Here is a 25,674-nt window from a genome sequence, read left to right as displayed (position 1 = left end):
AGTTGGTAATGTATCATCAACTATTCTGCCGATGTATCGGCAGAATAATCGAGATAATTTAACATTATTTTTTAATAAAATTATCCACTAATAAATTTACAACATCCCCCATTTTGCCACTCAATGATGCTTTGACGCTATATAGCGCCATTCCCATCACTTGAGACGCTTGAATTTCCGGTGGCATAACCAGCTCATTAGCACTTGTTTTGACATCTAATAAGGCAGGTCCAGAATGTGCTAAAAATGATTGCATCGCTGCTTCAAGTAAATCTGAATCTTCTACTCTGATCGAAAACAGTCCCATTGCATTAGCCACTTTAGCAAAGTCTGGATTGTGTAAATCGGTGTAATGATCCACAATTCCTTCTACTTTTTGCTCTAATTCGACAAAGTTGAGAGAGCTGTTATTTAATACAATAATTTTTATCGGTAACTGTTCTTGAATAGTCGTCAGTAAATCCCCTAATAGCATACTAATGCCACCATCACCCGATAGCGTTATCACTTGTCGGTTAGGAAATGCTTTTTGTACGCCTAAAGCTTGTGGCATAGCATTAGCCATGGTTCCATGTTTTAAACTGATGACCGTGCGTCTTTTTCCATTAGTATTAAAGTGTCGACAAGCCCAAACCATTGCTGAACCCACATCAGCACATAGAACAGCATCATCATTAGCATATTTATCTACTAATTCCGTTAAATATTGCGGATGAATCGTTGATTTTGAAGGCATGGCTTTTTTGTTCAATTTATCCATTGCTTTCATATATAATTGGCAGCATTTTTCTAAAAATGCAGCATCTTGTTTTTCTTCAACTAAAGGGATTAAAGCCGCCAAAGTAGGTTGACTACTGCCGACAACACCCACACTCACTGGATGACGTCGACCAAGGTGAGTTGCATCGATATCAACTTGAATAATGGTGGCATCATTTGGGTAAAATTGAGACCATGCAAAATCAGCACCCAACATTAGCAGCACATCACACTCTTTAATGGCGGTTAATCCTGATTCAACGCCAAACATGCCCGTCATACCGACATTGTAAGGGTTATTGTATTCAACAAAATCCTTACCTCTTGATGTATGCACAATGGGCGATTTCAATTTTTCGGCAAGTGCAATTAATTCATCATGAGCGCCATTTGCACCTTGTCCGGCAAAAATAGCCACTTTTTGATTTTTATTTAAGATTTCTGCAATTTGGGTAAGCTCTGTATCTGATGGGCGAATGATCGGATTAGGATGATAAATTTTATGCCCACTTTTATCTTCCACTTTTTCTAAACTAATATTATAAGGGATAACCAGAACAGCAACGCCACGTTGATTTATTGCGGCTTGAACGGCAGCCGTCGTAATCTGTCTTGCTTGAGTAGGATCGTTAATTTGACGACAAAAGACAGAACAATTTTTATAAACAGACTCAAAATCAACTTCTTGCGGAAAATCTGTTCCCTGTTGTGAGGTGACCAGTTGACTGGCTAAGAGAATAACAGGTGCTTTATTGCGCTGAGCTTCATAAATACCATTGATAAAATGTAAGCTTCCCGGCCCACAAGAACCAGCACATGCAGTTAGCTGATTAGTCAGATAAGCCTCGGCTCCTGCTGCAAAAGCTCCAACTTCTTCGTGTCGAACATGCACCCACTCAATGTCACTTTTTTTAATGGCACTGGTAATATAATTGAGTGTATCACCCACAATACCATAACAGTGTTTAACACCAGCTTCCTCTAAGACTTCGATAATAATTTGTGCAACTGATTTTTTTAATGACATACTGTCTCCTAGACACAATTAACAGATTAAATAATCTAAGTTAACTAAATTACACCTAAGTTTTAATAAAGCGAATAGGTTATGAAAAAAAAAGCAAAAAATGTTAAAAATGTAATATTCGTTAATTTTTTTGAGAATAAACTTTTTTGGAAAATATTCCCTATTACAATAAATCAAGGTATTATGGTTAAAATCCAATCGTTCTCATAGAGTGACTTTTTGTGGAAAATTTGTCATCCGGGCAAAATTTATTAACCTCTTTAACTGCATTTTTGCCTCATTACTTTATCGAATATTATCCGCTTATTACTGTTTGTTTATTGCTATTGATTGCAATTTTAATGTTTTCATTCAGCAAATTAAGAATGGATATTATTGCACTGCTAACCATTACAGCTATTTCAGTCACGGGTATTTTAACGCCTGCTGAAGCGTTTTCGGGGTTTAGCGATCCTAATATCATTTTAATTGCATTATTGTTTATCATTGGTGAAAGTTTAGTCCGTACTGGCATTTCGTTCAAAATGAGCGAATATATTCTTAAGGTATCCGGAAAAAATGATGTTCGAATTATTACCTGTATTATGCTCGGTGTGGCGTTACTGGGTTCAATAATGAGTTCCACAGGCGTTGTCGCTATCTTTATTCCTGTTGCCATCAGTATTGCCAATCATACGGGTATTCATGTTAAAAAATTAATGATGCCACTGTGTATTGCCGCTTTAATTAGTGGCATGATGACATTGGTTGCAACCGCACCTAATCTGGTGGTTAATAGTGAGTTAAATCGAGCAAATTTAACCGAATTCGTTTTTTTCTCTATCACCCCTATTGGGTTAGGTGTGCTTGTTGTTGGCGTCATTTATTGTATATTAACGCGCAATTGGTTGTTAACAGCTCAACAAGTTTCTCCGACAAATACCCAGCCACAAAGAAGAAAAATCACAGATTTAATCAGAGACTATAAATTAATTGGTCGGGCACATCGTGCACAAATATTACCAGGCTCGCCTTTTGTTGGTCGTACGATTGATGGTCTACATTTACGAAGTGAACACGGTGTCAATGTTATTGGTATTGAACGTTGGCGCAAATTTCAAAAAGTGTTAATCCCCGTTAACGGGGCAACAGAATTTCGGGAAAACGATATTTTATTATTAGATATGTCCCACTCCGAAGCCGATTATCGAACATTTTTATCGACCAATAATCTTGAACCTAAAGTTTTACGAGGTGAATATTTTTCGGAACAAGTGAAAGAAGTTGGCATGGCAGAAGTGGCGCTATTACCTGAATCGTCACTTTGTGGCAAAACACTCAATGAAATCGATTTTAGAGAAAAATACTTTTTAACCGTTATTGGAATTTGGCGTAATCATGCCCCTGTTGATACCAATAACTTATTCCAAGAACGTTTAGAAATGAGTGATACTTTACTGGTATGTGGGGATTGGGGATCGATTCAAAAATTACAAACTCGTACCAATGATTTTGTTGTTTTAGATTATCCGTCGGATATTGATGATGTTGCACCTGCAAGTTCTCAAGCATTTGCAGCATTAATTAATTTGGCCATTATGATTATATTGATGGTAACGGGGCTTGTTCCTAATGTCGTGGCTGCCCTAATAGCTTGTCTTTTAATGGGAGCAACACGCTGCATCGACATGAATAGTGCTTATAAATCGATACACTGGCCAACACTCATTTTGATCATCGGTATGATGCCGTTTGCTTTAGCACTGAATAAAACCGGCGGCATTTCACTCATATCGGCATGGTTAGAAATTCATTTACGTTCTTTCAGTCCGTATATGGTGCTGACCTTCATTTTCTTATTATGTTCAACTGTTGGTCTCTTTATTTCTAATACGGCTACAGCAATACTCATTGCCCCTATTGCAATTGATCTGGCAATAAAATTTGGTTATTCACCTTATCCGTTTGCAATGACTGTGGCTATAGCGACCTCTGCTTCCTTTATCACGCCGGTCTCTTCGCCGGTAAAAACCATGGTCGTTGCGCCAGGTGGTTACAGCTTTAGTGACTTTGTAAAAGTCGGTGTACCTTTAACGTTTCTCGTTATGGCGGTGAATATTGCATTAGTACCAATATTTTTCCCTTTTTAATTATTAATTCATCATCAGTTTGATAAAACCAACATATCGATTCTTTTTGATTAAAGATTCTTAATGAAAATTAAGTTATAATTATCCGAGTTTTTTGATGATGGATTATAGACATATGCCACAAACAGCCAAGCCATTAAATATTATTTTTGCTGGTACTCCTGACTTTGCAGCAACCCATTTAAAAGCATTAATTGATGCTAAACATAATGTTATTGCAGTTTTTACTCAGCCCGATCGCCCTGCCGGACGTGGTAATAAATTAACCGCAAGTCCGGTTAAACAATTAGCGATTGAAAATCATCTCCCTGTTTATCAACCGGCAACGCTCAAAACAGAAGAAAACCAAAAAATCATTGCGGAGCTAAATGCCGACATTATGATTGTGGTGGCATATGGTCTTATTTTACCGCAAGCTGTGCTTGATATGCCTAAACTAGGTTGTTTAAATGTGCATGGTTCATTACTACCAAGATGGCGAGGCGCAGCTCCTATTCAACGCGCTTGTTGGGCTGGAGATACTTTAACCGGTATCACAATTATGCAAATGGATGCTGGGCTTGATACGGGTGATATGTTATATAAACTTACCTGTCCAATTGAACCTTCTGATACAAGTGCAACGTTATATAACAAACTGGCGCAATTAGGTCCACAAGGACTACTTGATACTTTAACACTCATTACTGAAGGGAAAATCCAACCTGAAAAACAGGATCCATCACAGGTCACTTACGCTGAAAAATTATCTAAACAAGAAGCTAAACTTGATTGGAATTTATCGGCACAGCAACTTGAACGTTGTGTCCGCGCCTTCAATCCTTGGCCTGTTAGTTATTTTGAAGTTAATGGTGAACCAGTGAAAGTATGGCAAGCAGAAGTGATATCCACTCACCACAATCAACCAGTCGGTACTATTTTACAAGCAGACAAAAAAGGGATATGCATTGCAACAAGCGATGGTGCATTAAATATGACACTGTTACAACCAGCCGGAAAAAAACCGATGTCAGCTCAAGATTTATTAAACTCTCGCAAAGCTTGGTTTGTTGTTGGTGAAAAACTAAGTACCAACTAATTAATCAATGTAAAAAATTACAGGATGAATCATCCTGTAATGATTACCTTTTTTTAGCTAGCAAAGTCGCAAATCTCAATTTAATTCGATTACCCTGACTATCGGTTTTATGTAATTCCCCAACATTTTCGTTATATTTCAGTATTTCCCAATCCTGATAATATTCCCGCAATTCATTTTCTTTAAACGTAAATGAAAACCCCACAGAACAAGGATAATCAGAAGTAGACATAGCGCTTACAATAAGATTATAACCACCCGATTTAGTCAATTTTTGCATATTATCAATAATTTCAGGGATTTTTTCAGGTTGTAAAAACATCATGACAACCGTTGAAAGAACAAAATCATACTCACCTTCTAAATTTGCTTGATTGATATCATATACCTTTGCATTAATGTGCTTTAGGTTTTCATCTTTGATGATTTGATTTAAATTACCAATACTTAATTCGGATTTATCAACTGCATTCACATCAAAACCAAGTAGCTGTAAATAGAGCGAATTGCGTCCCGAACCACAGCCTAAATCCAATACCTTTCCTAACGGGATAATTTTGCTTGCCGCTACCACTTCAGAATGTGTTTTGGTCATTTGATACTTCTTAAAAGTATAGTCTTCAGGTAAACAGTAAAATGATAGTTGGCATTGTAAATTTTCAGATACCTGAGCGATACGATGCCATTGCTGAGGCAAAATAAAGGGAGGCTGGTGAGAAACATCATAATGATGTTGCGATATGATTTCCCCTTGTTCAGTTAATATCTCAAAATCGATACTGCCCACTAGGATATTGAGCTTAGCCCAAGTGCCAACTTGCGTATTATGTTTTTCACAAAATGATTGAGGTAATGATTTAGCATTCCAAACAGGTAATGTTTTATAACAAATTAGGTTTTTCAAAATTTTATCACGAGTTAAATAAATTAATAGTTGACTATTATAGTCAATTATTGATGAGATAAACAACGTTTTGTTGGTAACTCAGCAACCAAAACAAAATCATTAAAAGTAAATTTATAGTAGCGAAGTTGACTTTATCAACATATAATCTTCACCATCCTAGACTGTATAGTAAAATAATAGAGGAAAACTTTATGGGATTTTTAACAGGTAAACGCATACTCGTTACCGGTGTTGCAAGTAATCGTTCTATTGCTTATGGTATTGCACAAGCAATGCATCGTGAGGGTGCAGAATTAGCATTCACTTATCAAAGTGATAAATTAAAAGCACGCGTTGAAGAATTTGCGGCTGACTTTGGTTCTAAAATCGTGTTACCTTGTGATGTTGCTCACGATGATAGTATTACTAACCTATTTACAGAACTAGCAAAAACATGGGATAAATTTGACGGTTTTGTTCATGCTATTGCTTTTGCGCCTGGCGATCAATTAGATGGTGACTATGTTAATGCCGTCACTCGTGAAGGTTTTGCTATCGCTCACGACATTAGTTCTTATAGCTTTGTTGCAATGGCTAAAGCATGTCGTTCGATGTTGAATCCAAATTCAGCGTTAGTGACCCTTTCTTATCTTGGTGCTGAACGAGCGATCCCTAACTATAATGTAATGGGGCTTGCTAAAGCGTCTCTAGAAGCAAACGTACGTTATATGGCAAATGCTATGGGGCCAGAAGGAATTCGTGTGAATGCTATCTCTGCTGGTCCAATTCGTACCCTTGCAGCATCAGGCATTAAAGATTTCAGAAAAATGTTATCACACTGTGAATCGGTTACACCAATTCGTCGAACAGTTACAATTGAAGACGTGGGTAATTCCGCGGCATTTTTATGTTCAAACTTAGCATCGGGCATTACTGGTGAAGTTGTACATGTTGACGGTGGATTTAGCATTGCTGCAATGAACGAGTTAGAACTTAAATAATAGGTATTATTTAAAAATAAAAAAAAGGGCATCAATATTGATGCCTTTTTTTATTCGTCTATTTTCTAATTTTTTAGGATTAAAAAGGGCAGTCCATACATTCATTTGATTTCATCCTTTGATTTCTGAATCTATTCAGATATATCATAAGTTCCACGCCTTTCTTGTAAGAATTTTTTATCGATTGTTTTTATCTTGTTCACACTAACAATATGCATACATCATATTGACCAACTAACATCATAACTTAAAAAGCGAGTATACAAATAATCATATCGATAAATAGTGCAGGGAAAATAAAAATTATGAATACTTATCCTTCATTTTCCGTTAAAATCTAAAGATGTTTGCTCAATACAAGTTTGTTGGAGAAAAAATGAAAATAGCAAAAAACACAGTAGTCAGTTTGGCATACCAAGTTCGCACTAAAGACGGGGTTTTGGTTGACGAAGCAACAGCTGTTGCACCTCTAGAATATTTACAAGGCGCTGGTAATTTATTACAAGAGCTTGAAAATGCACTAGAAGGTCATCAAGTTGGTGATAAATTTGATGTTGAACTTATCAATGCTTACGGTGATTTTAATGATGCACTGGTGCAAAATGTGCCACGTGATGTATTTGTCGGGGTTGATGAACTTGAAGTTGGCATGCGCTTTTTTGCTGATACCGACCATGGCGCTTTACCCGTTGAAATTACCGCAATTGATGGGGATACTGTGACAATTGACGGAAATCACATGTTAGCGGGACAAGATTTAAAATTTAATGTTGAAGTGTTAGCTATTCGTGAAGCAACCGAAGAAGAAATTGCGCATGGACATATCCATGGTGAACATGGTCACGAACATGGGCATGGTGGTTGTGGCTGTGGCGGACACGATCATGAAGATGAAGAAGATAGTGGTTGTTGTGGTGGCGGTCATGGTAGCTGCGGTTGCCATTAAGTCATCATATTAATTTACAAAAAAGCGCTTTGTAGCGCTTTTTTATCATCATGTGAAATATTATCCATTTTTTTGCGAAACAATTCACAGTTTTCTCAATTTTCAATTCAATTAATTCAATTTTCTAAGAATAATTAATTTTTTTGATGCATGGAATATCAATATGATGCAGCCCGAATATCCCAAACTAATGCCGAGAGAAAAACTTTTACAATTTGGTGTTGAAACACTAAGTGATGCGGAATTACTAGCGCTATTTTTACGTACAGGTACCCGAAAATTACCAGTTTTAGAATTATCGCAAAATTTATTAAATGAATTTGGCTCGTTTTATCATTTGATGAATGCCAGTCATGAGCAGTTTTGTAAAAAACATGGATTAGGAACGGTTAAGTATACTCAGCTCAAAGCTGTTGTTGAATTATCTCATCGATATTTAAAAGTAAAAATGACTAATGAAAATTATCTCACTTCGCCTTCATTAACTCACCATTATTTAGCTAGTCGCTTAGCAGATAAAGATCGTGAAATCTTCATGGTCATTTTTCTGGACAATCAAAATCACGTCATTACATCTGAAGAAATGTTTATTGGTACTTATAACTGTGTAGAAGTTCATCCCAGAGAAGTAGCCAGAAAAGCATTACAATATAATGCTGCCTCTTTAATTTTAGCACATAATCATCCATCAGGTTTAGCAGAACCAAGTCAAGCAGATCGAAACTTAACACGCAGATTGGATCAAGTTTGTGAATTAATTGATATCCGCATTATTGATCATATTGTAATTGGTAAAGGTGAATATGTCTCGTTTGCTGAACGAGGATGGATTTAATCGCTCATTTTACTTAAAATAGAAACTTATATTTAAAAAGTCTAACTGTGAAAATGATATGAGACAACAAATTGAATTATTAGAAACCAAAGTTGCGTTTCAAGAAATCACCATTGAAGAATTAAACCAAGTTGTAACTAATCTTCAAGCCGATGTCAGTAAACTAAAAGAACAATTAATGCTATTATCACAAAAACTACAAGCCACTCAAACTTCGAATATTGCTAACTTATCTGAGGAAACACCACCACCACACTATTAATTATGTTTATAGTCAGATATCTCAATGATGAAATAATAATGTAGCCTATTTTTAAAAGACTATTAATACTTATTTATTAGATGTTCTTAAATTAACATTTGAAGTATCCAGAAGAGTTGTAAAAACATCGATATCTAAATCTACTTAAAAATAAATTAACATTGAAATTTCAATTAAACTAATCCCTGTCAATAGATTTTCATGCCATATGTTTATTAAAAACAACCTAAGCTGAATTTTTAATCAATCAAAAGAATAGAAATATAGTAGATTTAGATACGATGAACTTAAGGATAAGGAAACCAAAGTTAAAGGATCTGTGATAGATATCATCAATAAAAAACCGGCGTATAGCCGGCTTTTGTATACAATGATTTAAAATCTTATTCAGCTGTTGCTTCTGCTTCTACTGCAGGGCGATCAACTAATTCAATATAAGCCATTGGAGCATTATCTCCGTCACGGAAACCACATTTTAAAATACGTACATAACCACCTGGACGAGTAGCAAAACGTGGACCAAGATCTGAAAATAATTTTTTCACTGTATCTTTATCACGGATACGAGCAAAAGCCAAACGGCGATTAGCTACGCTATCGCTTTTGGCTAGCGTAATTAACGGTTCAACAACACGACGCAACTCTTTTGCTTTAGGCAATGTAGTTTTGATGATTTCATGTTCAACAAGTGAACTAGTCATGTTACGAAACATTGCTTGACGATGGCTGCTATTTCGGTTCAGTTGACGACCACTTTTACGATGGCGCATAACTTTATCCTTCTTATATAAATTTTATTTTAGTCTTCAACAATACTTGCTGGTGGCCAGTTCTCAAGACGCATGCCTAAAGACAAACCACGAGATGCGAGCACATCCTTAATTTCAGTAAGTGATTTCTTACCAAGATTAGGGGTTTTAAGTAGCTCAACTTCCGTACGTTGTACTAAATCACCAATATAATGAACTGCTTCTGCTTTTAAGCAATTAGCAGACCGAACAGTTAATTCGAGATCATCTACTGGACGTAGAAGAATCGGATCAAATTCCGGTTTATTTTCTTTAACTTCAGGTTGACGTACATCACGTAAATCAACGAAAGCTTCAAGTTGTTCAGCCAAAATAGTTGAAGCACGACGAATAGCCTCTTCAGGATCAATCGTACCATTAGTTTCCATATCGATAACTAATTTATCTAAATCAGTACGTTGTTCCACACGAGCTGCATCGACAGAATAAGCAATACGCTCAACGGGACTATAACATGCATCAACTAATAAACGACCAATTGGTCGCTCTTCATCTTCTGACTTAACGCGAGCAGAAGCAGGGACATAACCACGTCCTCGTTGTACACGAATACGCATACTAATTGAAGCATTTGCATCAGTAAGATGACAAATCACTAAATCAGGATTAACAATTTCAACATCACCATCATGAGTGATATCAGATGCAGTTACCGCACCAATTCCTGATTTATTTAAAGTCAGCATAACATCATCTTTAGTATGTACACGCACTGCTAATTTTTTCAAATTAAGCAAAATATCAAGTACATCTTCTTGAACGCCTTCTTTAGTACTGTACTCATGCAGAACACCGTCAATTTCAACTTCGGTTACTGCATATCCAGGCATTGATGATAATAAAATGCGGCGTAGTGCATTACCTAAAGTATGACCAAAACCACGCTCAAGTGGCTCTAAAGTCACTTTCGCATGAGTTTGAGTGTATTGAACAACATCAACTAGGTGAGGTTTTAAAAACTCTGTTACAGAACCCTGCATTATGTCCTCTCTTAAGTGCTAAACTTTACTTAGAGTAAAGTTCGACGATCAAATGTTCGTTGATGTCAGCAGATAAATCTGAACGTTCAGGTAAGCGTTTGAAAACACCTTCCATCTTGCTAGCATCAACTTCTAACCAGGTTGGTTTTTCACGTTGTTCAGCTAACTCTAAAGCGGCTTTAATACGTGCTTGTTTTTTTGATTTTTCGCGAACACTAATTACATCTTCAGGTGAAACTTGATAAGATGCAATGTTCACAACATGACCATTAACAAGAACAGCTTTATGACTAACTAATTGACGAGCTTCAGCGCGAGTAGCACCAAATCCCATACGATAAACAACGTTATCTAAGCGACGTTCTAAAAGGCCTAATAGGTTTTCACCTGTATTACCTTTAATACGTGCAGCATTTTTATAGTAATTACGGAATTGACGTTCTAGAATTCCATAAATACGTCTAACTTTTTGTTTTTCACGTAACTGAACACCATAATCTGATAAACGCGGTTTGCGTGCACCATGTTGTCCAGGAGCTTGTTCTAACTTACATTTACTATCAACCGCTCGGACACCAGATTTAAGGAATAAATCAGTACCTTCACGACGACTTAATTTGAGCTTTGGTCCCAAATATCTTGCCATTTTATTTCTCCAATAATCCTAAACATTCAATGTTTAATAAAAAATTAAACACGACGTTTCTTTGGTGGACGACAACCGTTATGAGGAATCGGAGTAACATCAGTAATATTAGTGATGCGATAACCCGCTGCATTTAATGCACGAATTGTTGACTCACGACCAGGACCAGGTCCTTTTACCATAACTTCCAGATTCTTAATTCCGTAATCTTTTACGGCTTCTGCACAACGTTCAGCAGCTACTTGAGCAGCAAACGGAGTGGACTTACGAGAGCCACGGAAACCAGAACCACCAGCGGTTGCCCAACCCAACGCATTACCTTGACGATCGGTAATTGTTACGATTGTATTGTTAAATGATGCATGAATATGAGCTACACCATCAGAAACTTGCTTTTTAACACGTTTACGTGTACGAACAGGTGTCTTTGCCATTTATTATCACCTCAATTATTTCTTGATTGGCTTACGCGGTCCCTTACGGGTACGAGCGTTAGTCTTAGTGCGTTGACCACGGACTGGAAGTCCACGACGATGACGCATGCCACGATAACAACCAAGGTCTAATAAACGCTTGATACTCATAGTTACTTCACGACGTAAATCACCTTCAACGGTAAATTTTGCGACTTGTTCACGTAACTTCTCAATCTGATCTTCAGATAGTTCTCTGATCTTAACATTTTCAGGAATACCTGCTTCAGCACAAATTGTCTTAGCGCGGGTATTACCGATACCATAAATTGCTTGTAACGCAATTACAGCATGTTGCTGATCAGGAATGTTAATGCCTGCTATACGGGCCACTATGCACTCCTTTATTGTTAATGTTTAACAAACTCACCATACTGAAAAGCCCGTTTTCAGGATACTCAAACAGTAAGTCTGCAAATAAATTTAGGCTGGCTATTCTAGCCAGCTTTACTATACTTTGGCAAGTAAAATATGCAAAAGTTCAACTTTTAGACTAAATAAATTAGCCTTGACGTTGTTTATGTTTACCTTCAACGCAAATAACACGAACAATGCCGTTACGTTTAATGATTTTACAATTTCTGCATAATTTCTTGACTGAAGCACGAACTTTCATTTTTTTCTCCGTAACTTCTGGCTAACTTATCGGCCGTAGCCTTTAAGATTCGCTTTCTTTAACATTGACTCATAACGATTTGGCATCATCAAAGTCTGTACTTGTGCCATAAAATCCATGATTACAACAACTACAATCAGTAAAGATGTTCCACCAAATAGAACTGGAACTTTCATTGCATTTGTCATAAACATTGGTACCAAGCAAACAAATGTAATATATATTGCCCCGATTAACGTTAAACGCGTCATCACTTTATCAATATATATAGATGTTTGTTCTCCTGGACGAATCCCTGGAATAAATGCACCACCTTTTTTAAGCTGATCTGCTGTTTCTCGAGGATTGAATACCAATGCCGTATAAAAGAAACAAAAGAAGACAATCGCAGCAGCAAAAAAGATTATATATAATGGTTGGTCTGGAGCAAAACATTGTCCTATAACAAGGAAAATATATCGCCATCCCTCACCATCTCCTTGGAACCAAGAAGCCATCATTGATGGTAACATAACAATTGTTGAGGCAAATATTGCAGGAATAACACCAGCCATATTGATCTTTAATGGTAAATCAGAACGTTGTGCTGCATAAACACGGCGACCCTGTTGTCGTTGCGCATAATTAACAACAATTCTTCGTTGACCACGCTCAACAAATACAACAAAGTACGTTATAGCTACCACTAAGACTGCAATTGCTAATAATAGAATTGGATTCAAATCACCAGAACGAGCTTGTTCAATAGTTTGATATATTGCCGGAGGTAGACTTGCTACGATACCTGAGAAAATAATGATAGATATACCATTACCAACTCCACGCTCCGTGATCTGTTCTCCAAGCCACATAAGAAACATTGTACCCGTGACTAAACTAACCGATGCAACAAAATAGAAAGAAAATCCAGGATTAACGACTATGTGTCCAAATTGTGGAATATTTGGTAAACCAGTCGAAATACCAACCGCCTGTATAATAGCTAAGGCTAAAGTACCATAACGAGTATACTGACTAATTTTCTTTCGACCAGATTCACCTTCTTTCTTTAATTCTGCTAATTTAGGGTTAATCGCTGTTAATAGCTGCATAATAATTGAAGCAGAAATATACGGCATTATCCCTAAAGAAAAAATTGAAGCACGGCTTAAAGCACCACCAGAGAACATATTAAACATATCCACAATACCATGTGATGTTCTAGCTAATTGTTCCATTAATGCTTTAGTATCTATACCAGGAACGGGAATATAAGAACCAAGACGAAAAACAATAAGCGCTAAAAGCACAAATAGTAAACGTCTTTTAAGCTCACTACTACCGCCTCGGGTACTTTGAAAATCTAATCCTGGTTGCTTTGCCATCTTCTAATTATTCCTCAATTTTTCCGCCAGCAGCTTCAATTGCAGCTTTAGCACCTTTAGTTACTCGAATACCACGAATAGTTACAGGTTTTGTTATTTCACCAGATAACATAATTTTAGCATATTCGATTTGTGAATTAATCACATTTGCAACTTTTAAGCTATTTAAGTCAACAACATCACCTTCAACTTTCATTAAGTCAGAAAGGCGAACTTGTGCTGTAACTAGAGCTTTACGAGAAGTAAAACCAAATTTTGGTAAACGACGATATAAAGGCATTTGACCACCTTCAAAGCCACGACGAACGCCGCCACCTGAACGTGATTTTTGACCTTTAATACCACGAGTACCTGTTTTACCCAATCCAGAACCGATACCTCGGCCTAGACGTTTTGGTGCATGCTTTGAACCTTCAGCAGGAGATAAAGTATTTAAACGCATTACTATTACTCCTCAACTTTGACCATGTAATAAACTTGGTTTACCATACCACGAATAGCAGGAGTATCCTCGCGCTCTACAGTATGACCAATACGACGTAATCCTAGTCCAACTAACGTTGCTTTATGCTTCGGTATGCGTCCAATAGAACTACGAGTTTGTGTAATTTTAATTGTCTTTGCCATGGTTAATTACCCCAAAATTTCTTCGACGGTTTTACCACGCTTAGCAGCAACCATTTCTGGTGATTTCATATTTTCTAAGCCATCAATCGTTGCACGAACCACATTAATTGGGTTTGTAGAACCATATGCTTTAGCTAGAACGTTACGAACACCAGCAACTTCTAATACAGCACGCATTGCACCACCGGCGATAATACCAGTACCTTCTGATGCTGGTTGCATATAAACACGAGAACCTGTATGAGCACCTTTAACAGGATGCTGTAAAGTATCGTTATCTAAAGCAACATTAATCATATTGCGACGTGCTTTTTCCATTGCTTTTTGGATTGCTGCTGGCACTTCACGTGCTTTACCATATCCAAAACCTACGCGGCCATTACCGTCACCAACAACTGTTAGTGCAGAAAAACTAAAAATACGACCACCTTTTACGGTTTTAGAAACTCGGTTAACTGCGATTAGTTTTTCCTGCAGTTCACCAGCTTGTTTTTCGATGTTTGACATCTTTAACTCCTACCTTAGAACTGTAGGCCAGCTTCGCGAGCAGCATCTGCTAGCGCCTGAACTCGACCATGATATTGGAAACCCGAACGATCAAAAGAAACTTCTTTGATATCTTTCGCTAATGCACGCTCTGCGATTGCTTTACCAACTGCTGCTGCTGCATCTTTGTTTCCGGTGTATTTTAAACTTTCACTGATAGCTTTTTCTAATGTAGAAGCGGCTGCCAGTACTTCTGATCCGTTTGGTGCGATAATCTGCGCATAAATATGACGCGGAGTACGGTGAACTACTAAGCGAGTTGCAAGTAGTTCATGCATCTTGCGACGCGCTTTAGTTGCACGACGGATACGAGCTGATTTCTTATCCATAGTGTTACCTTACTTTTTCTTAGCTTCTTTAGTACGCACAACTTCATCTGCGTAACGAACACCTTTACCTTTATAAGGTTCAGGACGACGATAAGCACGGATATCTGCTGCCACTTGTCCAATTAACTGTTTATCAGCACTTTTTAGTATGATTTCAGTTTGTGATGGACATTCAGCGGTTACACCAGCAGGTAATTGATGCTCAATTGGATGTGAATATCCAAGAGATAAACCAATTGCGTTACCTTTAACTTGTGCACGATAACCGACACCAACTAGCTGAAGTTTTTTAGTAAAACCTTCAGTAACACCAATAACCATTGCATTAATCAACGCACGTGCAGTACCTGCTTGAGCCCAAGCATTAGCAAAGCCGTCACGAGGTGCAAATTTAATTTGACCTTCTTCTTGATTAATAACAACAGCATTATTAATTGTACGAGTTAACTCGCCATTTTTACCTTTAATCGTAATTACCTGACCATTGAGTTTTACCTCTACGCCAGCAGGAACAACGACAGGTGCTTTTGCAACACGAGACATTTTTTTCTCCCTTACGCTACGTAGCAGATAATTTCACCACCAAGACCTGCTTGGCGTGCTGCACGATCAGTCATAACACCTTTAGAAGTAGAAACAACTGCGATACCTAGTCCAGCCATAACTTTTGGCAATTCATCTTTACGTTTATAAATACGTAAACCTGGACGGCTAACACGTTTAATACTTTCTACTACTGCCTTACCTTGGAAATATTTCAGTGTAATTTCCAACTCTGGCTTAGTGTCACCAACTACTTTAAAGTCCCCGATATAACCTTCTTCCTTTAGCACATTGGCAATAGCCACTTTTAGCTTAGAGGAAGGCATGGTGACTGCAACTTTATTCGCAGCTTGACCGTTACGAATACGGGTCAACATATCTGCTATAGGATCTTGCATGCTCATCTATAACACTCCCCTGATTACCAACTTGCCTTTTTAAGACCAGGAATCTCACCACGCATGGCTGATTCACGAACCTTAATACGGCTTAAACCAAACTTACGAAGGACGCCATGAGGACGACCGGTTTGACGACAACGACGACGTTGACGTGATGGACTAGAATCACGAGGAAGCGTTTGCAATTTAAGCACTGCATTCCAACGATCTTCATCTGATGCATTAAGATCAGAGATAATCGCTTTTAATTCTTGACGCTTTGCAAAATATTTTTCTGCTAGCTTTACGCGTTTCTTATCGCGTTCAATCATTGATTGTTTAGCCATTATGCCCTACCTTACTTACGAAATGGGAAGTTAAAGGCAGATAATAAAGCTCGGCCTTCTTCATCTGATTGTGCACTTGTTGTGATAGTAATATCTAAACCACGAACACGATCAACTTTATCATAATCGATTTCAGGGAAAACGATTTGTTCACGAACACCCATGCTATAGTTACCACGACCATCGAAAGATTTTGCGCTTAAACCGCGGAAATCTCGAGTACGAGGAAGAGCAATATAAACTAGACGTTCAAAAAATTCCCACATACGTTCGCCACGTAAAGTGACTTTACAACCAATAGGATACCCTTGACGGATTTTAAAACCAGCAACTGATTTGCGTGCTTTAGTGACTAGTGGTTTTTGACCACTGATTGCTGCTAAATCTGCAACCGCATTATCTAATAATTTCTTATCAGTAATTGCTTCACCCACACCCATATTCAAGGTGATCTTTTCGATCCGAGGGACTTGCATGACAGATTTGTAGCCAAACTGTTCTTGCAGTTTATTTACTACCTGTGCTTTGTAGTAATCATGCAGTTTCGCCATCGTACACTCCAAATTACTTAATTGATTAATTTATTAGTAGACTTGAAAAAACGGACTTTTTTGCCGTCTTCAAAACGAAAGCCTACGCGATCTGCTTTGTCTGTATCAGGATTATAAATTGCAACATTAGAAACATTGATTGGTGCTTCTTTTTCAACAATTCCACCTTCTTGATTTAATGCAGGTACTGGTTTTTGATGTTTTTTCACCAAATTAATACCTTCAACAATCACTTTGCCTGTAGACAAAACGCTTTTTACTTTACCGCGTTTACCTTTATCTTTACCGGTTAACACGATAACTTCATCTTCTCGACGGATTTTCGCTGCCATTACCCGCTCCTTACAGTACTTCTGGTGCTAATGAAATGATCTTCATAAACTTCTCAGAACGAAGTTCACGAGTGACCGGTCCAAAAATACGCGTACCAATCGGTTGCTCACTGTTATTGTTTAAAATAACACAAGCATTGCGATCGAAACGAATGACAGATCCATCAGGACGACGAACACCTTTTCTAGTGCGCACGACAACAGCTTTAAGTACATCACCTTTTTTAACTTTACCACGTGGAATTGCTTCTTTAATGGTAACCTTGATGATATCACCTACCGCTGCATAACGACGGTGCGATCCACCGAGAACCTTGATACACATTACACTACGTGCGCCAGAGTTATCGGCAACATCTAGCCTAGTCTGTTCTTGGATCATTTTAATGCTCCGTATAAATAAATTATTGTCTAATCTACCTTCATCCACCTCAACTACCATGGATAAGAATAGACAACCAAAAACCCACATATGTGAGGGCGCATAGTATAACACCACTCAAATAAAATGGATAGCATAAAATAAACGGCTGCATTTAGCCGTTTATTATATTATGTACAGTTTTTAATCGATTAGATTAACTAACTGCTTTTTCTACGATTCGAACAAGAGTCCAAGATTTGGTTTTTGATAATGGACGACACTCTTTAATTTCTACAGTATCACCAATACCACACTCGTTGTTTTCATCATGTACATGCAATTTAGTCGTACGTTTAATGAACTTACCATATAACGGATGCTTCACTTTACGTTCTATAGCTACAGTAATAGATTTATCCATTTTGTCGCTAATAACACGACCTTGCTGAGTACGAATTTTTACTTCAGTAGTCATATTACGCACCCGCCTTTTCAGTTAATAACGTTTTAACTCGTGCAATATTACGACGCACTTGTTTTAACATATGAGTCTGTGTCAACTGACCTCCAGCTAATTGCATACGTAAGTTAAATTGCTCACGTAATAAATTAAGAAGTTCAGTATTTAACTCTTCAACGCTTTTTTCGCGTAGCTCTTTTGCTTTCATTTACATCACCGTCTTAATCACAAAGGTGGTTTTAATTGGCAGTTTTGCAGCTGCCAACGCAAATGCTTCACGAGCAACTTCTTCCGGTACTCCGTCCATTTCATAAAGGACTTTACCTGGTTGAATCTGAGCAACCCAGTATTCAACGTTACCCTTACCTTTACCCATACGCACTTCAAGTGGTTTTTCAGTAATTGGTTTATCAGGGAAAACTCGAATCCAGATTTTACCTTGACGCTTAACTGCACGAGTCATTGCACGACGTGCTGCTTCGATCTGGCGCGCAGTCAAACGACCACGACCCACAGCCTTAAGACCGAATGTACCGAAACTTACGTCAGTACTCACAGCTAGACCACGATTGCGGCCCTTGTGCACTTTACGGAATTTTGTACGCTTTGGTTGTAACATCAGCGACGCTCCTTATTGTTTTCGGCCTTTGCGCTGCTTTTTCGGTTGAGCAGCAGGTTGTTTTTCTGCTTGTTCAACGGCAGCCATACCACCAAGGATCTCACCTTTGAAGATCCACACTTTAACACCAATAATACCATAGGTAGTTAATGCTTCAGACACTCCGTAGTCGATGTCAGCTCGTAGTGTATGTAGAGGTACACGACCTTCACGATACCACTCTGAGCGAGCAATTTCAGCGCCGCCTAAACGACCACTTACTTCAACTTTGATACCTTTAGCACCCGCTTTCATTGCGTTTTGTACCGCACGTTTCATTGCACGACGGAACATAACACGGCGTTCTAACTGAGAAGTAATGCTGTCAGCAACTAATTTTGCATCAAGTTCAGGTTTACGAACTTCAGCAATATTAATTTGGACTGCAACATCACGTTTTTCTCTTTTGTCTTTATACTTATTGACAATAGAAGCTACGGCATTACGTAATTTTTCAACGTCCTCACCTTTTTTACCAATCACGATACCTGGACGAGCAGTGTGAATAGTAATGCGAACGTTAGTTTCTGCTGAACGGTCGATTACAATTTTAGAGATTGACGCTTGTGCTAATTCTTTGTTTAAGAATTCACGCACTCTAAAATCACTTTCTAAATTATCAGCGAATGTCTTTGTACCCGAATACCATGTAGATGTCCAAGGCTTGACAATGCCTAATCGGATACCATTTGGATTTACTTTTTGACCCATTGCTATTCTCCAGCCTAGCGATCTGAGACGATCACGGTGATGTGACTCGTACGCTTCAAAATTCGATCTGCACGACCTTTCGCACGAGGCATAATACGCTTCATGGTTGGGCCTTCGTCTACGAAAATTTTCGCAACTTTTAGATCATCAATATCAGCACCATCGTTATGCTCTGCATTAGCAATAGCAGACTCTAATACTTTTTTAACAAGTACAGCCGCTTTTTTATTGGTGTACGTTAAAATATCAAGTGCCTGAGACACTTTTTTACCGCGAACAAGATCTGCAACTAAGCGAACTTTTTGTGCAGAAGAACGAGCGTGGCGGTACTTTGCAATTGTTTCCATCTCTTTCTCCTACTTATTTCTTCTTAGCTTTCTTATCCGCAGCGTGACCGCGATAAGTACGAGTCGGCGCGAATTCACCCAATTTATGACCAACCATTTCGTCGGAAACATAAACTGGAACGTGCTGACGACCATTATGGACAGCGATGGTCAAACCGATCATGTTAGGAAAGATCGTTGAACGACGGGACCAAGTACGAATTGGTTTCTTGTCCCCGCTTTCCACCGCTTTCTCTACCTTCTTCAGCAAGTGTAGGTCAATAAAAGGACCCTTCTTGAGAGAACGTGGCATAGCTAATCCTCTATATTAATTATTTCTTATTGCGACGGCGAACAATATACTTATCAGTACGTTTGTTGCTACGCGTTTTCAATCCTTTGGCTTTTTGACCCCATGGAGACACAGGATGTTTACCAAAGTTACGACCTTCACCACCACCATGTGGATGGTCTACCGGGTTCATTGCTGTACCACGAACAGTAGGACGAACACCACGCCAACGCGTTGCACCCGCTTTACCTAGTACGCGAAGCATATGTTCTGAATTACCGACTTCACCAATAGTGGCACGACAATCAGATAATACTTTACGCATTTCACCTGAACGTAGACGTAATGTTACATATGCACCATCACGCGCAACGATTTGAACATAGCTACCAGCTGAGCGAGCAAGTTGTCCGCCTTTACCTGGTTTCATTTCAATGTTATGCACGGTAGAACCGACTGGAATATTGCGCATTGGTAAACAGTTACCTGTTTTAATCGATGCATCAACACCAGATTGGATCTGATCACCTGCTTTTAAGCCTTTAGGCGCTAAAATATAACGACGTTCACCGTCTTTATATAAAACCAATGCAATATTTGCACTACGGTTTGGATCATATTCCAAACGTTCAACAACTGCTGGAATACCATCTTTATTACGCTTAAAGTCAACAATACGATAATGTTGTTTATGACCACCACCGATATGACGGGTAGTGATACGACCATTATTATTGCGACCACCAGTTTTGCTTTTTGAATCAAGCAACGGTGCATAAGGCTTACCTTTATGCAACTCTGGGTTAACCACTTTAACAACGTGGCGACGACCCGGAGATGTAGGTTTACACTTAACAACTGCCATTGTTCTTACTCCTCCGAATTACTCAGCGACGCCAGCAAGGTCTAAGTTTTGACCTTCTGCTAAAGTTACGTAAGCTTTTTTCCAGTCGCTACGGCGACCAATTTGTTGACCACGACGTTTTACTTTGCCTTTAACAACAAGTGTATTAACGTCATCTACTTTAACTTCAAATAGTTGTTCAACTGCGGCTTTAATCTCTCTCTTAGTAGCATCTTTAGCAACTTTCAATACTAATGTATTTGTTTTTTCCATTGAAATAGATGCTTTTTCAGAAACATGTGGTGCTCGCAGGACTTTAAGCAGACGCTCTTCACGAATCATGCTAACATCTCCTCTACTTGTTTAACGGCATCAACAGTGATAACCACTTTGTCAAATGCAATCAAACTAACTGGATCAATACCTGCCACATCACGCACATCAACTTTATGCAAGTTACGTGCTGCTAAGAAAAGATTCTCATCAACTTCAGTTGTAATGATAAGGACATCGTTAAGATTCATATCATTTAATTTCTGAGTTAATAATTTAGTCTTAGGTGCTTCAACAGTAAATGTTTCAACCACAACTAAACGCTCTTGACGCACTAATTCAGAGAAAATACTCTTTAATGCACCACGATACATTTTACGGTTAACTTTTTGGCTATGATCTTGTGGTTTTGCTGCAAATGTTACACCACCACTACGCCAGATTGGGCTCTTAATAGAACCTGAACGAGCACGACCTGTGCCTTTTTGACGCCATGGTTTTTTGCCTGAACCAGCGATTTCTGCACGAGTTTTTTGTGCGCGTGAGCCTTGACGAGCAGCAGATGCATAAGCAACAACTACTTGGTGAACTAACGCTTCATTAAACTCACGTCCGAAGGTAGTTTCGGAAACAGAAAGCGCTTTCGCGTCTTTTACTACTAATTCCATCTCTATCTCCTCGACGTTAAGCCTTGATTGCCGGTTTAACAATTACGTCACTATTGATTGCGCCTGGAACTGCACCTTTAATTAATAAAAGGTTGCGTTCAGCATCAACACGTACAATATCTAAGTTTTGAACAGTTACACGTTCATTACCTAGGTGACCTGCCATTTTACGACCTTTGAACACTTTACCTGGAGTTTGGTTTTGACCGATAGAGCCATGACCACGGTGTGCCAAAGAGTTACCATGAGTTGCATCTTGAGTACGGAAGTTCCAACGTTTAGTTACGCCAGCAAAACCTTTACCTTTAGATGTTCCAGTAACATCAACTTTTTTAACGTCTGTGAAAATATCAACGTTAATACTTTGCCCTACAGTAAATTCGCCTTCTTCAAAACGGAATTCCCATAGACCACGACCAGCTTCAACGCCAGCCTTAGCAAAATGACCTGCTTCAGGTTTATTTACACGGCTTGCTTTTTTGCTGCCAGTAGTAACCTGAATAGCTTGATAACCATCGTTCTCTAAAGTTTTAACTTGAGTAACGCGGTTGCTTTGAACTTCAACTACGGTGACAGGAATAGAAACACCTTCTTCGGTAAAGATTCGTGTCATTCCTACTTTACGACCGATTAAACCAATCATTGTTTAGACCTCTCAATCATTCAGCTTAGGATTAACCTAAACTGATCTGCACATCAACACCGGCAGCAAGATCTAGGCGCATTAAAGCATCAACTGTTTTTTCAGTTGGCTCAACAATATCAACTAGACGTTTATGAGTACGAATCTCATATTGATCACGCGCGTCTTTATTAACGTGCGGAGAAATCAATACGGTGAAACGCTCTTTGCGTGTCGGTAATGGAATAGGACCACGAACTTGCGCACCAGTGCGCTTCGCAGTTTCTACAATTTCAGCAGTTGATTGATCAATCAAACGATGATCAAACGCTTTTAACCGGATACGGATTCTTTGGTTCGACATGAGACCAGAGCTCCACTATTTAAAAGTTATAACAAAAGACTACTCCTCTTACCCTGTTTCGATTGACAGGAGAGTGTAATCCGTTCTTTTCGTAACCCCCAGATCGGGAGTATTGTTGATATAATTCAATATTATTAAATAAGGATTATATCTTCATACGCATTTGCTTATCAAAAATTCAACAAACAAAGTGGCGATGATTATACGTAAATTATTAACTAATGCAAGAAATAATTAATAATAGATGCTTTATTGATCAGCTTAAAAATAATGATAAACCATTTTTATTGATTAAATTTCAAGCTAATCAAACAAGTTGTAGTGATTACTTAACAAAATGATGATAATGAGGAATCTGTCGCCATGAAGTGATGGCGACAAGGCTAATGATCTTCTTTGGCATGATTAAGACTATATCTTGGAATTTCAACTTCAAGATCTTCATCGGCAACACGAGCCTGACAACTTAGTCGACTATGTGGTTCAACGCCCCACGCTTTATCTAGCATATCATCTTCTTGTTCATCACTCTCTTCAAGTGAGTCAAAACCTTTACGGACAATACAATGGCAAGTTGAACAAGCACATGACATTTCACAAGCATGCTCAATTTCAATATCGTTACGTAAAGCGACTTCTAAAATAGATTCACCTTCTTGCGCTTCAACCGTTTTCCCTTCAGGGCAAAGTTCAGCATTTGGTAAAAATGTAATTTTTGGCATAATAATCTCGTTAGTTAAATATCATCAACTTTATGACCGGTTAAAGCTTGACGAATGGATCTATCCATACGCTTAGCCGCAAAATCCTGCGTCACGTTATCAACAATTTTAATTTGCTTTTCAATTTCGTATATATCATCAGATTCGCTTACCGCTTGTAAACGATGTTTAGCATTTAAAATTTGATTAAGCTGATGCTCATTCAATAAGTCAGCATCTTTATCTAATGCATTTTGTAAACTCTCAAGAACTCTTGCTGCTTCAACTTTTTGTTCAGCAAGCATTCTAGTTTGCTTATCTTGTTGAGCGTAATTGATGGAATCTTGAATCATAGTTGCAATTTCTTTATCAGTTAGCCCATAAGATGGCTTAACTTGTATTGCAGCTTCAACACCTGTTGATTTTTCCATTGCCGTTACGTTTAGCAATCCATCAGCATCCACTTGGAAAGTGACACGAATATGTGCGCCACCAGCAGGCATTGGCGGAATGCCACGTAAGATAAATTGCGCCAACGATCGACAATCTGCTACATTTTCACGTTCACCTTGTAAAACATGAATCATCATAGCGGTCTGACCATCTTTAAAGGTTGTAAATTCTTGCGCCCTTGCACAAGGGATCGTGCTATTACGAGGAATAATTTTTTCAACCAATTCACCCATTGTTTCGATGCCTAAAGATAAGGGAATTACATCAAGCAACAACATATCGGAATCGGGTTTATTACCCACTAAAATATCCGCTTGAATGGCAGCCCCAATAGCGACTACTTTATCTGGATCGATAGAAGTTAAAGGTTTTGTTTTGAAATAATTACCGACCGATTCACGCACAAACGGAATTCGGGTAGATCCCCCCACCATGACCACTTCAACAATTTCATCGATATCAATATCAGCATCTTTTAATGCACGCCGACAAACAGCTAAGGTTCGTTTAACTAGCGGTTCAATAAGTTGTTCAAATTGATGTCGGGTTATAGTTAAGACCTGATTATCAAATGTTATCGTGACAGCATTTTGATGGCTGAGAGCAATTTTAATGTCAACCGCTTGATGAATCATTCTCTGATTCAACTGTGCATCATGATCATTAATCAACCCTAATTCGTTTTTAATATACTCCGCAAGTAAACGATCGAAGTCATCACCACCAAGAGCAGAATCTCCCCCTGTTGATAGGACTTCAAAAACGCCTTTATGTAAACGCAGGATAGAGATATCAAAAGTCCCACCACCTAAATCATATACAGCAATTATGCCTTCTTTTCCAGAATCAAGGCCATAAGCTATAGCTGCAGCAGTAGGTTCATTCAACAAACGTAAAACGTGTAAACCAGCTAATTTAGCAGCATCTTTTGTTGCCTGTCGTTGAGCATCATCAAAATAGGCGGGAACGGTGATGACGACACCATCGATTTCAGCATTTAAACTCGCTTTAGCCCGATCTGCTAGAGCAATCAAGATTTCAGCAGAGACTTGTATAGGATTAACTTGCTGATTCGGTAAATTTAGTAACGGCACACCATTTTCTGTCATGGATAATGGATAAGGGAAATGAGATGTGTCTATATCCGAAAGACGTCTTCCCATTAATCGCTTAACAGAACTTACTGTATTTTTTGGATCAGAAGTAGCACTGTTTTTAGCATTTTTACCAATTGTGATAATAGTATTATCATCATGATCAACACCATAATGTACAACTGAAGGCAATAAAAAATCGCCTTCTAAATCTGGCAGGACTTCAGATTTACCGCTTCGAACGGTTGCAACTAGTGAGTTGGTCGTACCCAAATCAATGCCAACCGCAATCCGACGTTGATGTGGTTCTGGTGTTTGACCTGGTTCACTAATTTGTAATAATGCCATTTAACTTATCTCTACTTGATGTGTTATTTA

At 38.4% G+C, this 25,674-nt stretch carries 38 protein-coding genes; 6 read left to right on the top strand and 32 right to left on the bottom strand.

The genetic code is table 11. The features are described from left to right. Positions 1–64: 64 nt before the first annotated feature. Entirely contained in the window at positions 65–1,786 is a 1,722-nt protein-coding gene (locus ACKJXD_RS07515) for a thiamine pyrophosphate-dependent enzyme (protein WP_430875966.1), read from the bottom strand. 287 nt (positions 1,787–2,073) lie between these two features. On the opposite strand from ACKJXD_RS07515, the gene ACKJXD_RS07510 reads away from it, so the two are divergent. Both ACKJXD_RS07510 and fmt read left to right on the top strand, forming a co-directional pair. After that, positions 2,074–3,915 carry an SLC13 family permease gene (locus tag ACKJXD_RS07510; RefSeq protein WP_430876011.1) on the top strand — a complete coding sequence of 614 codons (1,842 nt, stop codon included), beginning with the start codon at positions 2,074–2,076 and terminating at the stop codon, positions 3,913–3,915. Between the two features lie 115 nt (positions 3,916–4,030). Next, positions 4,031–4,993, top strand: a complete 963-nt coding sequence (gene fmt, locus ACKJXD_RS07505) for a methionyl-tRNA formyltransferase (RefSeq protein ID WP_430875965.1) — start codon at positions 4,031–4,033, stop codon at positions 4,991–4,993. A 43-nt stretch (positions 4,994–5,036) separates the two neighbouring features. Here fmt and tehB read toward each other — a convergent pair whose 3' ends face one another. Continuing rightward, entirely contained in the window at positions 5,037–5,897 is an 861-nt protein-coding gene (gene tehB / locus ACKJXD_RS07500; RefSeq protein ID WP_430875964.1) for an SAM-dependent methyltransferase TehB, read from the bottom strand. Positions 5,898–6,091: 194 nt separating this feature from the next. Between tehB and fabI the strand changes: the two genes are divergently transcribed. The 4 genes from fabI (at position 6,092) to ACKJXD_RS07480 (ending at position 8,923) form a co-directional block, all read left to right on the top strand. Further along, positions 6,092–6,880 carry an enoyl-ACP reductase FabI gene (fabI, locus tag ACKJXD_RS07495; protein WP_220216347.1) on the top strand — a complete coding sequence of 263 codons (789 nt, stop codon included), beginning with the start codon at positions 6,092–6,094 and terminating at the stop codon, positions 6,878–6,880. 376 nt (positions 6,881–7,256) lie between these two features. After that, the gene (gene slyD / locus ACKJXD_RS07490) at positions 7,257–7,826 is read left to right on the top strand and encodes a peptidylprolyl isomerase (protein WP_220216346.1); all 570 of its coding nucleotides are present in this window, start codon (positions 7,257–7,259) and stop codon (positions 7,824–7,826) included. Positions 7,827–7,992: 166 nt separating this feature from the next. After that, positions 7,993–8,661: a RadC family protein gene (radC, locus tag ACKJXD_RS07485; protein ID WP_220217265.1), complete on the top strand. Its 669-nt coding sequence runs from the start codon at positions 7,993–7,995 to the stop codon at positions 8,659–8,661. A gap of 58 nt (positions 8,662–8,719) precedes the next feature. After that, positions 8,720–8,923 (top strand): SlyX family protein, encoded by a 204-nt coding sequence (locus ACKJXD_RS07480; RefSeq protein WP_220216345.1) that lies wholly within the window; start codon positions 8,720–8,722, stop codon positions 8,921–8,923. Between the two features lie 383 nt (positions 8,924–9,306). Here the strand turns inward: ACKJXD_RS07480 and rplQ are convergent, their stop codons facing one another. From rplQ to hscA, 30 genes are all read right to left on the bottom strand, one after another. Next, entirely contained in the window at positions 9,307–9,693 is a 387-nt protein-coding gene (gene rplQ, locus ACKJXD_RS07475; protein ID WP_065558593.1) for a 50S ribosomal protein L17, read from the bottom strand. A gap of 29 nt (positions 9,694–9,722) precedes the next feature. Then, the gene (locus ACKJXD_RS07470) at positions 9,723–10,712 is read right to left on the bottom strand and encodes a DNA-directed RNA polymerase subunit alpha (protein ID WP_220216344.1); all 990 of its coding nucleotides are present in this window, start codon (positions 10,710–10,712) and stop codon (positions 9,723–9,725) included. 25 nt (positions 10,713–10,737) lie between these two features. Beyond that, the gene (gene rpsD, locus ACKJXD_RS07465) at positions 10,738–11,358 is read right to left on the bottom strand and encodes a 30S ribosomal protein S4 (RefSeq protein ID WP_065558591.1); all 621 of its coding nucleotides are present in this window, start codon (positions 11,356–11,358) and stop codon (positions 10,738–10,740) included. Between the two features lie 44 nt (positions 11,359–11,402). Continuing rightward, positions 11,403–11,792, bottom strand: a complete 390-nt coding sequence (gene rpsK, locus ACKJXD_RS07460) for a 30S ribosomal protein S11 (RefSeq protein WP_034948028.1) — start codon at positions 11,790–11,792, stop codon at positions 11,403–11,405. A 15-nt stretch (positions 11,793–11,807) separates the two neighbouring features. Continuing rightward, the gene (rpsM, locus tag ACKJXD_RS07455; RefSeq protein WP_034948025.1) at positions 11,808–12,164 is read right to left on the bottom strand and encodes a 30S ribosomal protein S13; all 357 of its coding nucleotides are present in this window, start codon (positions 12,162–12,164) and stop codon (positions 11,808–11,810) included. A gap of 169 nt (positions 12,165–12,333) precedes the next feature. Then, positions 12,334–12,447 (bottom strand): 50S ribosomal protein L36, encoded by a 114-nt coding sequence (rpmJ, locus tag ACKJXD_RS07450; RefSeq protein WP_025314403.1) that lies wholly within the window; start codon positions 12,445–12,447, stop codon positions 12,334–12,336. Between the two features lie 26 nt (positions 12,448–12,473). Further along, the gene (gene secY, locus ACKJXD_RS07445; protein WP_220216343.1) at positions 12,474–13,811 is read right to left on the bottom strand and encodes a preprotein translocase subunit SecY; all 1,338 of its coding nucleotides are present in this window, start codon (positions 13,809–13,811) and stop codon (positions 12,474–12,476) included. A gap of 7 nt (positions 13,812–13,818) precedes the next feature. Beyond that, a complete protein-coding gene (gene rplO, locus ACKJXD_RS07440; protein ID WP_220216342.1) occupies positions 13,819–14,253 on the bottom strand; it encodes a 50S ribosomal protein L15 in 435 nt (144 codons plus the stop codon). Positions 14,254–14,258: 5 nt separating this feature from the next. Further along, complete coding sequence (rpmD, locus tag ACKJXD_RS07435; RefSeq protein ID WP_065558587.1) at positions 14,259–14,438, bottom strand: 50S ribosomal protein L30; 180 nt, start codon at positions 14,436–14,438, stop codon at positions 14,259–14,261. Positions 14,439–14,444: 6 nt separating this feature from the next. Next, the gene (gene rpsE, locus ACKJXD_RS07430) at positions 14,445–14,945 is read right to left on the bottom strand and encodes a 30S ribosomal protein S5 (RefSeq protein WP_220216341.1); all 501 of its coding nucleotides are present in this window, start codon (positions 14,943–14,945) and stop codon (positions 14,445–14,447) included. 14 nt (positions 14,946–14,959) lie between these two features. Continuing rightward, on the bottom strand, positions 14,960–15,313 hold the full coding sequence (gene rplR / locus ACKJXD_RS07425) for a 50S ribosomal protein L18 (RefSeq protein ID WP_025314398.1): 354 nt from the start codon (positions 15,311–15,313) through the stop codon (positions 14,960–14,962). A 9-nt stretch (positions 15,314–15,322) separates the two neighbouring features. Next, complete coding sequence (gene rplF / locus ACKJXD_RS07420) at positions 15,323–15,856, bottom strand: 50S ribosomal protein L6 (protein ID WP_065558586.1); 534 nt, start codon at positions 15,854–15,856, stop codon at positions 15,323–15,325. 11 nt (positions 15,857–15,867) lie between these two features. Beyond that, entirely contained in the window at positions 15,868–16,260 is a 393-nt protein-coding gene (gene rpsH, locus ACKJXD_RS07415; protein ID WP_220216340.1) for a 30S ribosomal protein S8, read from the bottom strand. Positions 16,261–16,277: 17 nt separating this feature from the next. Further along, positions 16,278–16,583: a 30S ribosomal protein S14 gene (rpsN, locus tag ACKJXD_RS07410; RefSeq protein WP_025314395.1), complete on the bottom strand. Its 306-nt coding sequence runs from the start codon at positions 16,581–16,583 to the stop codon at positions 16,278–16,280. Positions 16,584–16,594: 11 nt separating this feature from the next. Next, positions 16,595–17,134: a 50S ribosomal protein L5 gene (rplE, locus tag ACKJXD_RS07405; protein ID WP_065558584.1), complete on the bottom strand. Its 540-nt coding sequence runs from the start codon at positions 17,132–17,134 to the stop codon at positions 16,595–16,597. A 17-nt stretch (positions 17,135–17,151) separates the two neighbouring features. Continuing rightward, on the bottom strand, positions 17,152–17,466 hold the full coding sequence (rplX, locus tag ACKJXD_RS07400; RefSeq protein WP_220216339.1) for a 50S ribosomal protein L24: 315 nt from the start codon (positions 17,464–17,466) through the stop codon (positions 17,152–17,154). Positions 17,467–17,476: 10 nt separating this feature from the next. Further along, positions 17,477–17,848 carry a 50S ribosomal protein L14 gene (gene rplN, locus ACKJXD_RS07395; protein ID WP_025314392.1) on the bottom strand — a complete coding sequence of 124 codons (372 nt, stop codon included), beginning with the start codon at positions 17,846–17,848 and terminating at the stop codon, positions 17,477–17,479. Between the two features lie 196 nt (positions 17,849–18,044). Then, positions 18,045–18,305, bottom strand: coding sequence for a 30S ribosomal protein S17 (gene rpsQ / locus ACKJXD_RS07390; RefSeq protein ID WP_025314391.1), 261 nt, complete (start codon positions 18,303–18,305; stop codon positions 18,045–18,047). 1 nt (position 18,306) lies between these two features. Next, positions 18,307–18,498 carry a 50S ribosomal protein L29 gene (gene rpmC / locus ACKJXD_RS07385; protein WP_034902373.1) on the bottom strand — a complete coding sequence of 64 codons (192 nt, stop codon included), beginning with the start codon at positions 18,496–18,498 and terminating at the stop codon, positions 18,307–18,309. Further along, positions 18,499–18,909: a 50S ribosomal protein L16 gene (gene rplP, locus ACKJXD_RS07380; RefSeq protein WP_025314389.1), complete on the bottom strand. Its 411-nt coding sequence runs from the start codon at positions 18,907–18,909 to the stop codon at positions 18,499–18,501. A 12-nt stretch (positions 18,910–18,921) separates the two neighbouring features. Then, positions 18,922–19,659 carry a 30S ribosomal protein S3 gene (gene rpsC / locus ACKJXD_RS07375; protein ID WP_065558582.1) on the bottom strand — a complete coding sequence of 246 codons (738 nt, stop codon included), beginning with the start codon at positions 19,657–19,659 and terminating at the stop codon, positions 18,922–18,924. A 14-nt stretch (positions 19,660–19,673) separates the two neighbouring features. Then, a complete protein-coding gene (gene rplV / locus ACKJXD_RS07370; protein ID WP_034884235.1) occupies positions 19,674–20,006 on the bottom strand; it encodes a 50S ribosomal protein L22 in 333 nt (110 codons plus the stop codon). 13 nt (positions 20,007–20,019) lie between these two features. Next, a complete protein-coding gene (gene rpsS / locus ACKJXD_RS07365) occupies positions 20,020–20,298 on the bottom strand; it encodes a 30S ribosomal protein S19 (RefSeq protein WP_024496505.1) in 279 nt (92 codons plus the stop codon). 19 nt (positions 20,299–20,317) lie between these two features. Next, positions 20,318–21,142: a 50S ribosomal protein L2 gene (gene rplB / locus ACKJXD_RS07360; protein ID WP_065558580.1), complete on the bottom strand. Its 825-nt coding sequence runs from the start codon at positions 21,140–21,142 to the stop codon at positions 20,318–20,320. 18 nt (positions 21,143–21,160) lie between these two features. Further along, positions 21,161–21,463 (bottom strand): 50S ribosomal protein L23, encoded by a 303-nt coding sequence (rplW, locus tag ACKJXD_RS07355; RefSeq protein WP_034885052.1) that lies wholly within the window; start codon positions 21,461–21,463, stop codon positions 21,161–21,163. Then, positions 21,460–22,062, bottom strand: coding sequence for a 50S ribosomal protein L4 (gene rplD, locus ACKJXD_RS07350; RefSeq protein ID WP_065558578.1), 603 nt, complete (start codon positions 22,060–22,062; stop codon positions 21,460–21,462). Before rplD ends, rplW begins: the two co-directional genes overlap by 4 nt. A 16-nt stretch (positions 22,063–22,078) precedes the next feature. After that, positions 22,079–22,705, bottom strand: coding sequence for a 50S ribosomal protein L3 (rplC, locus tag ACKJXD_RS07345; RefSeq protein WP_065558577.1), 627 nt, complete (start codon positions 22,703–22,705; stop codon positions 22,079–22,081). Between the two features lie 31 nt (positions 22,706–22,736). Continuing rightward, on the bottom strand, positions 22,737–23,048 hold the full coding sequence (gene rpsJ, locus ACKJXD_RS07340; protein WP_006120582.1) for a 30S ribosomal protein S10: 312 nt from the start codon (positions 23,046–23,048) through the stop codon (positions 22,737–22,739). A 383-nt stretch (positions 23,049–23,431) separates the two neighbouring features. Then, positions 23,432–23,770: an ISC system 2Fe-2S type ferredoxin gene (gene fdx / locus ACKJXD_RS07335; protein ID WP_065558576.1), complete on the bottom strand. Its 339-nt coding sequence runs from the start codon at positions 23,768–23,770 to the stop codon at positions 23,432–23,434. Positions 23,771–23,784: 14 nt separating this feature from the next. Continuing rightward, positions 23,785–25,644: a Fe-S protein assembly chaperone HscA gene (gene hscA / locus ACKJXD_RS07330; RefSeq protein ID WP_430875963.1), complete on the bottom strand. Its 1,860-nt coding sequence runs from the start codon at positions 25,642–25,644 to the stop codon at positions 23,785–23,787. Between the last annotated feature and the right edge of the window lie 30 nt (positions 25,645–25,674).

It is taken from the genome of Gilliamella sp. G0441 (assembly GCF_050589305.1).
In the GTDB taxonomy this organism is placed as follows: domain Bacteria; phylum Pseudomonadota; class Gammaproteobacteria; order Enterobacterales; family Orbaceae; genus Gilliamella.
The sequence above is the reverse complement of the archived record's forward strand: the minus strand, read 5'-3'. Positions and strand labels throughout refer to the sequence as shown.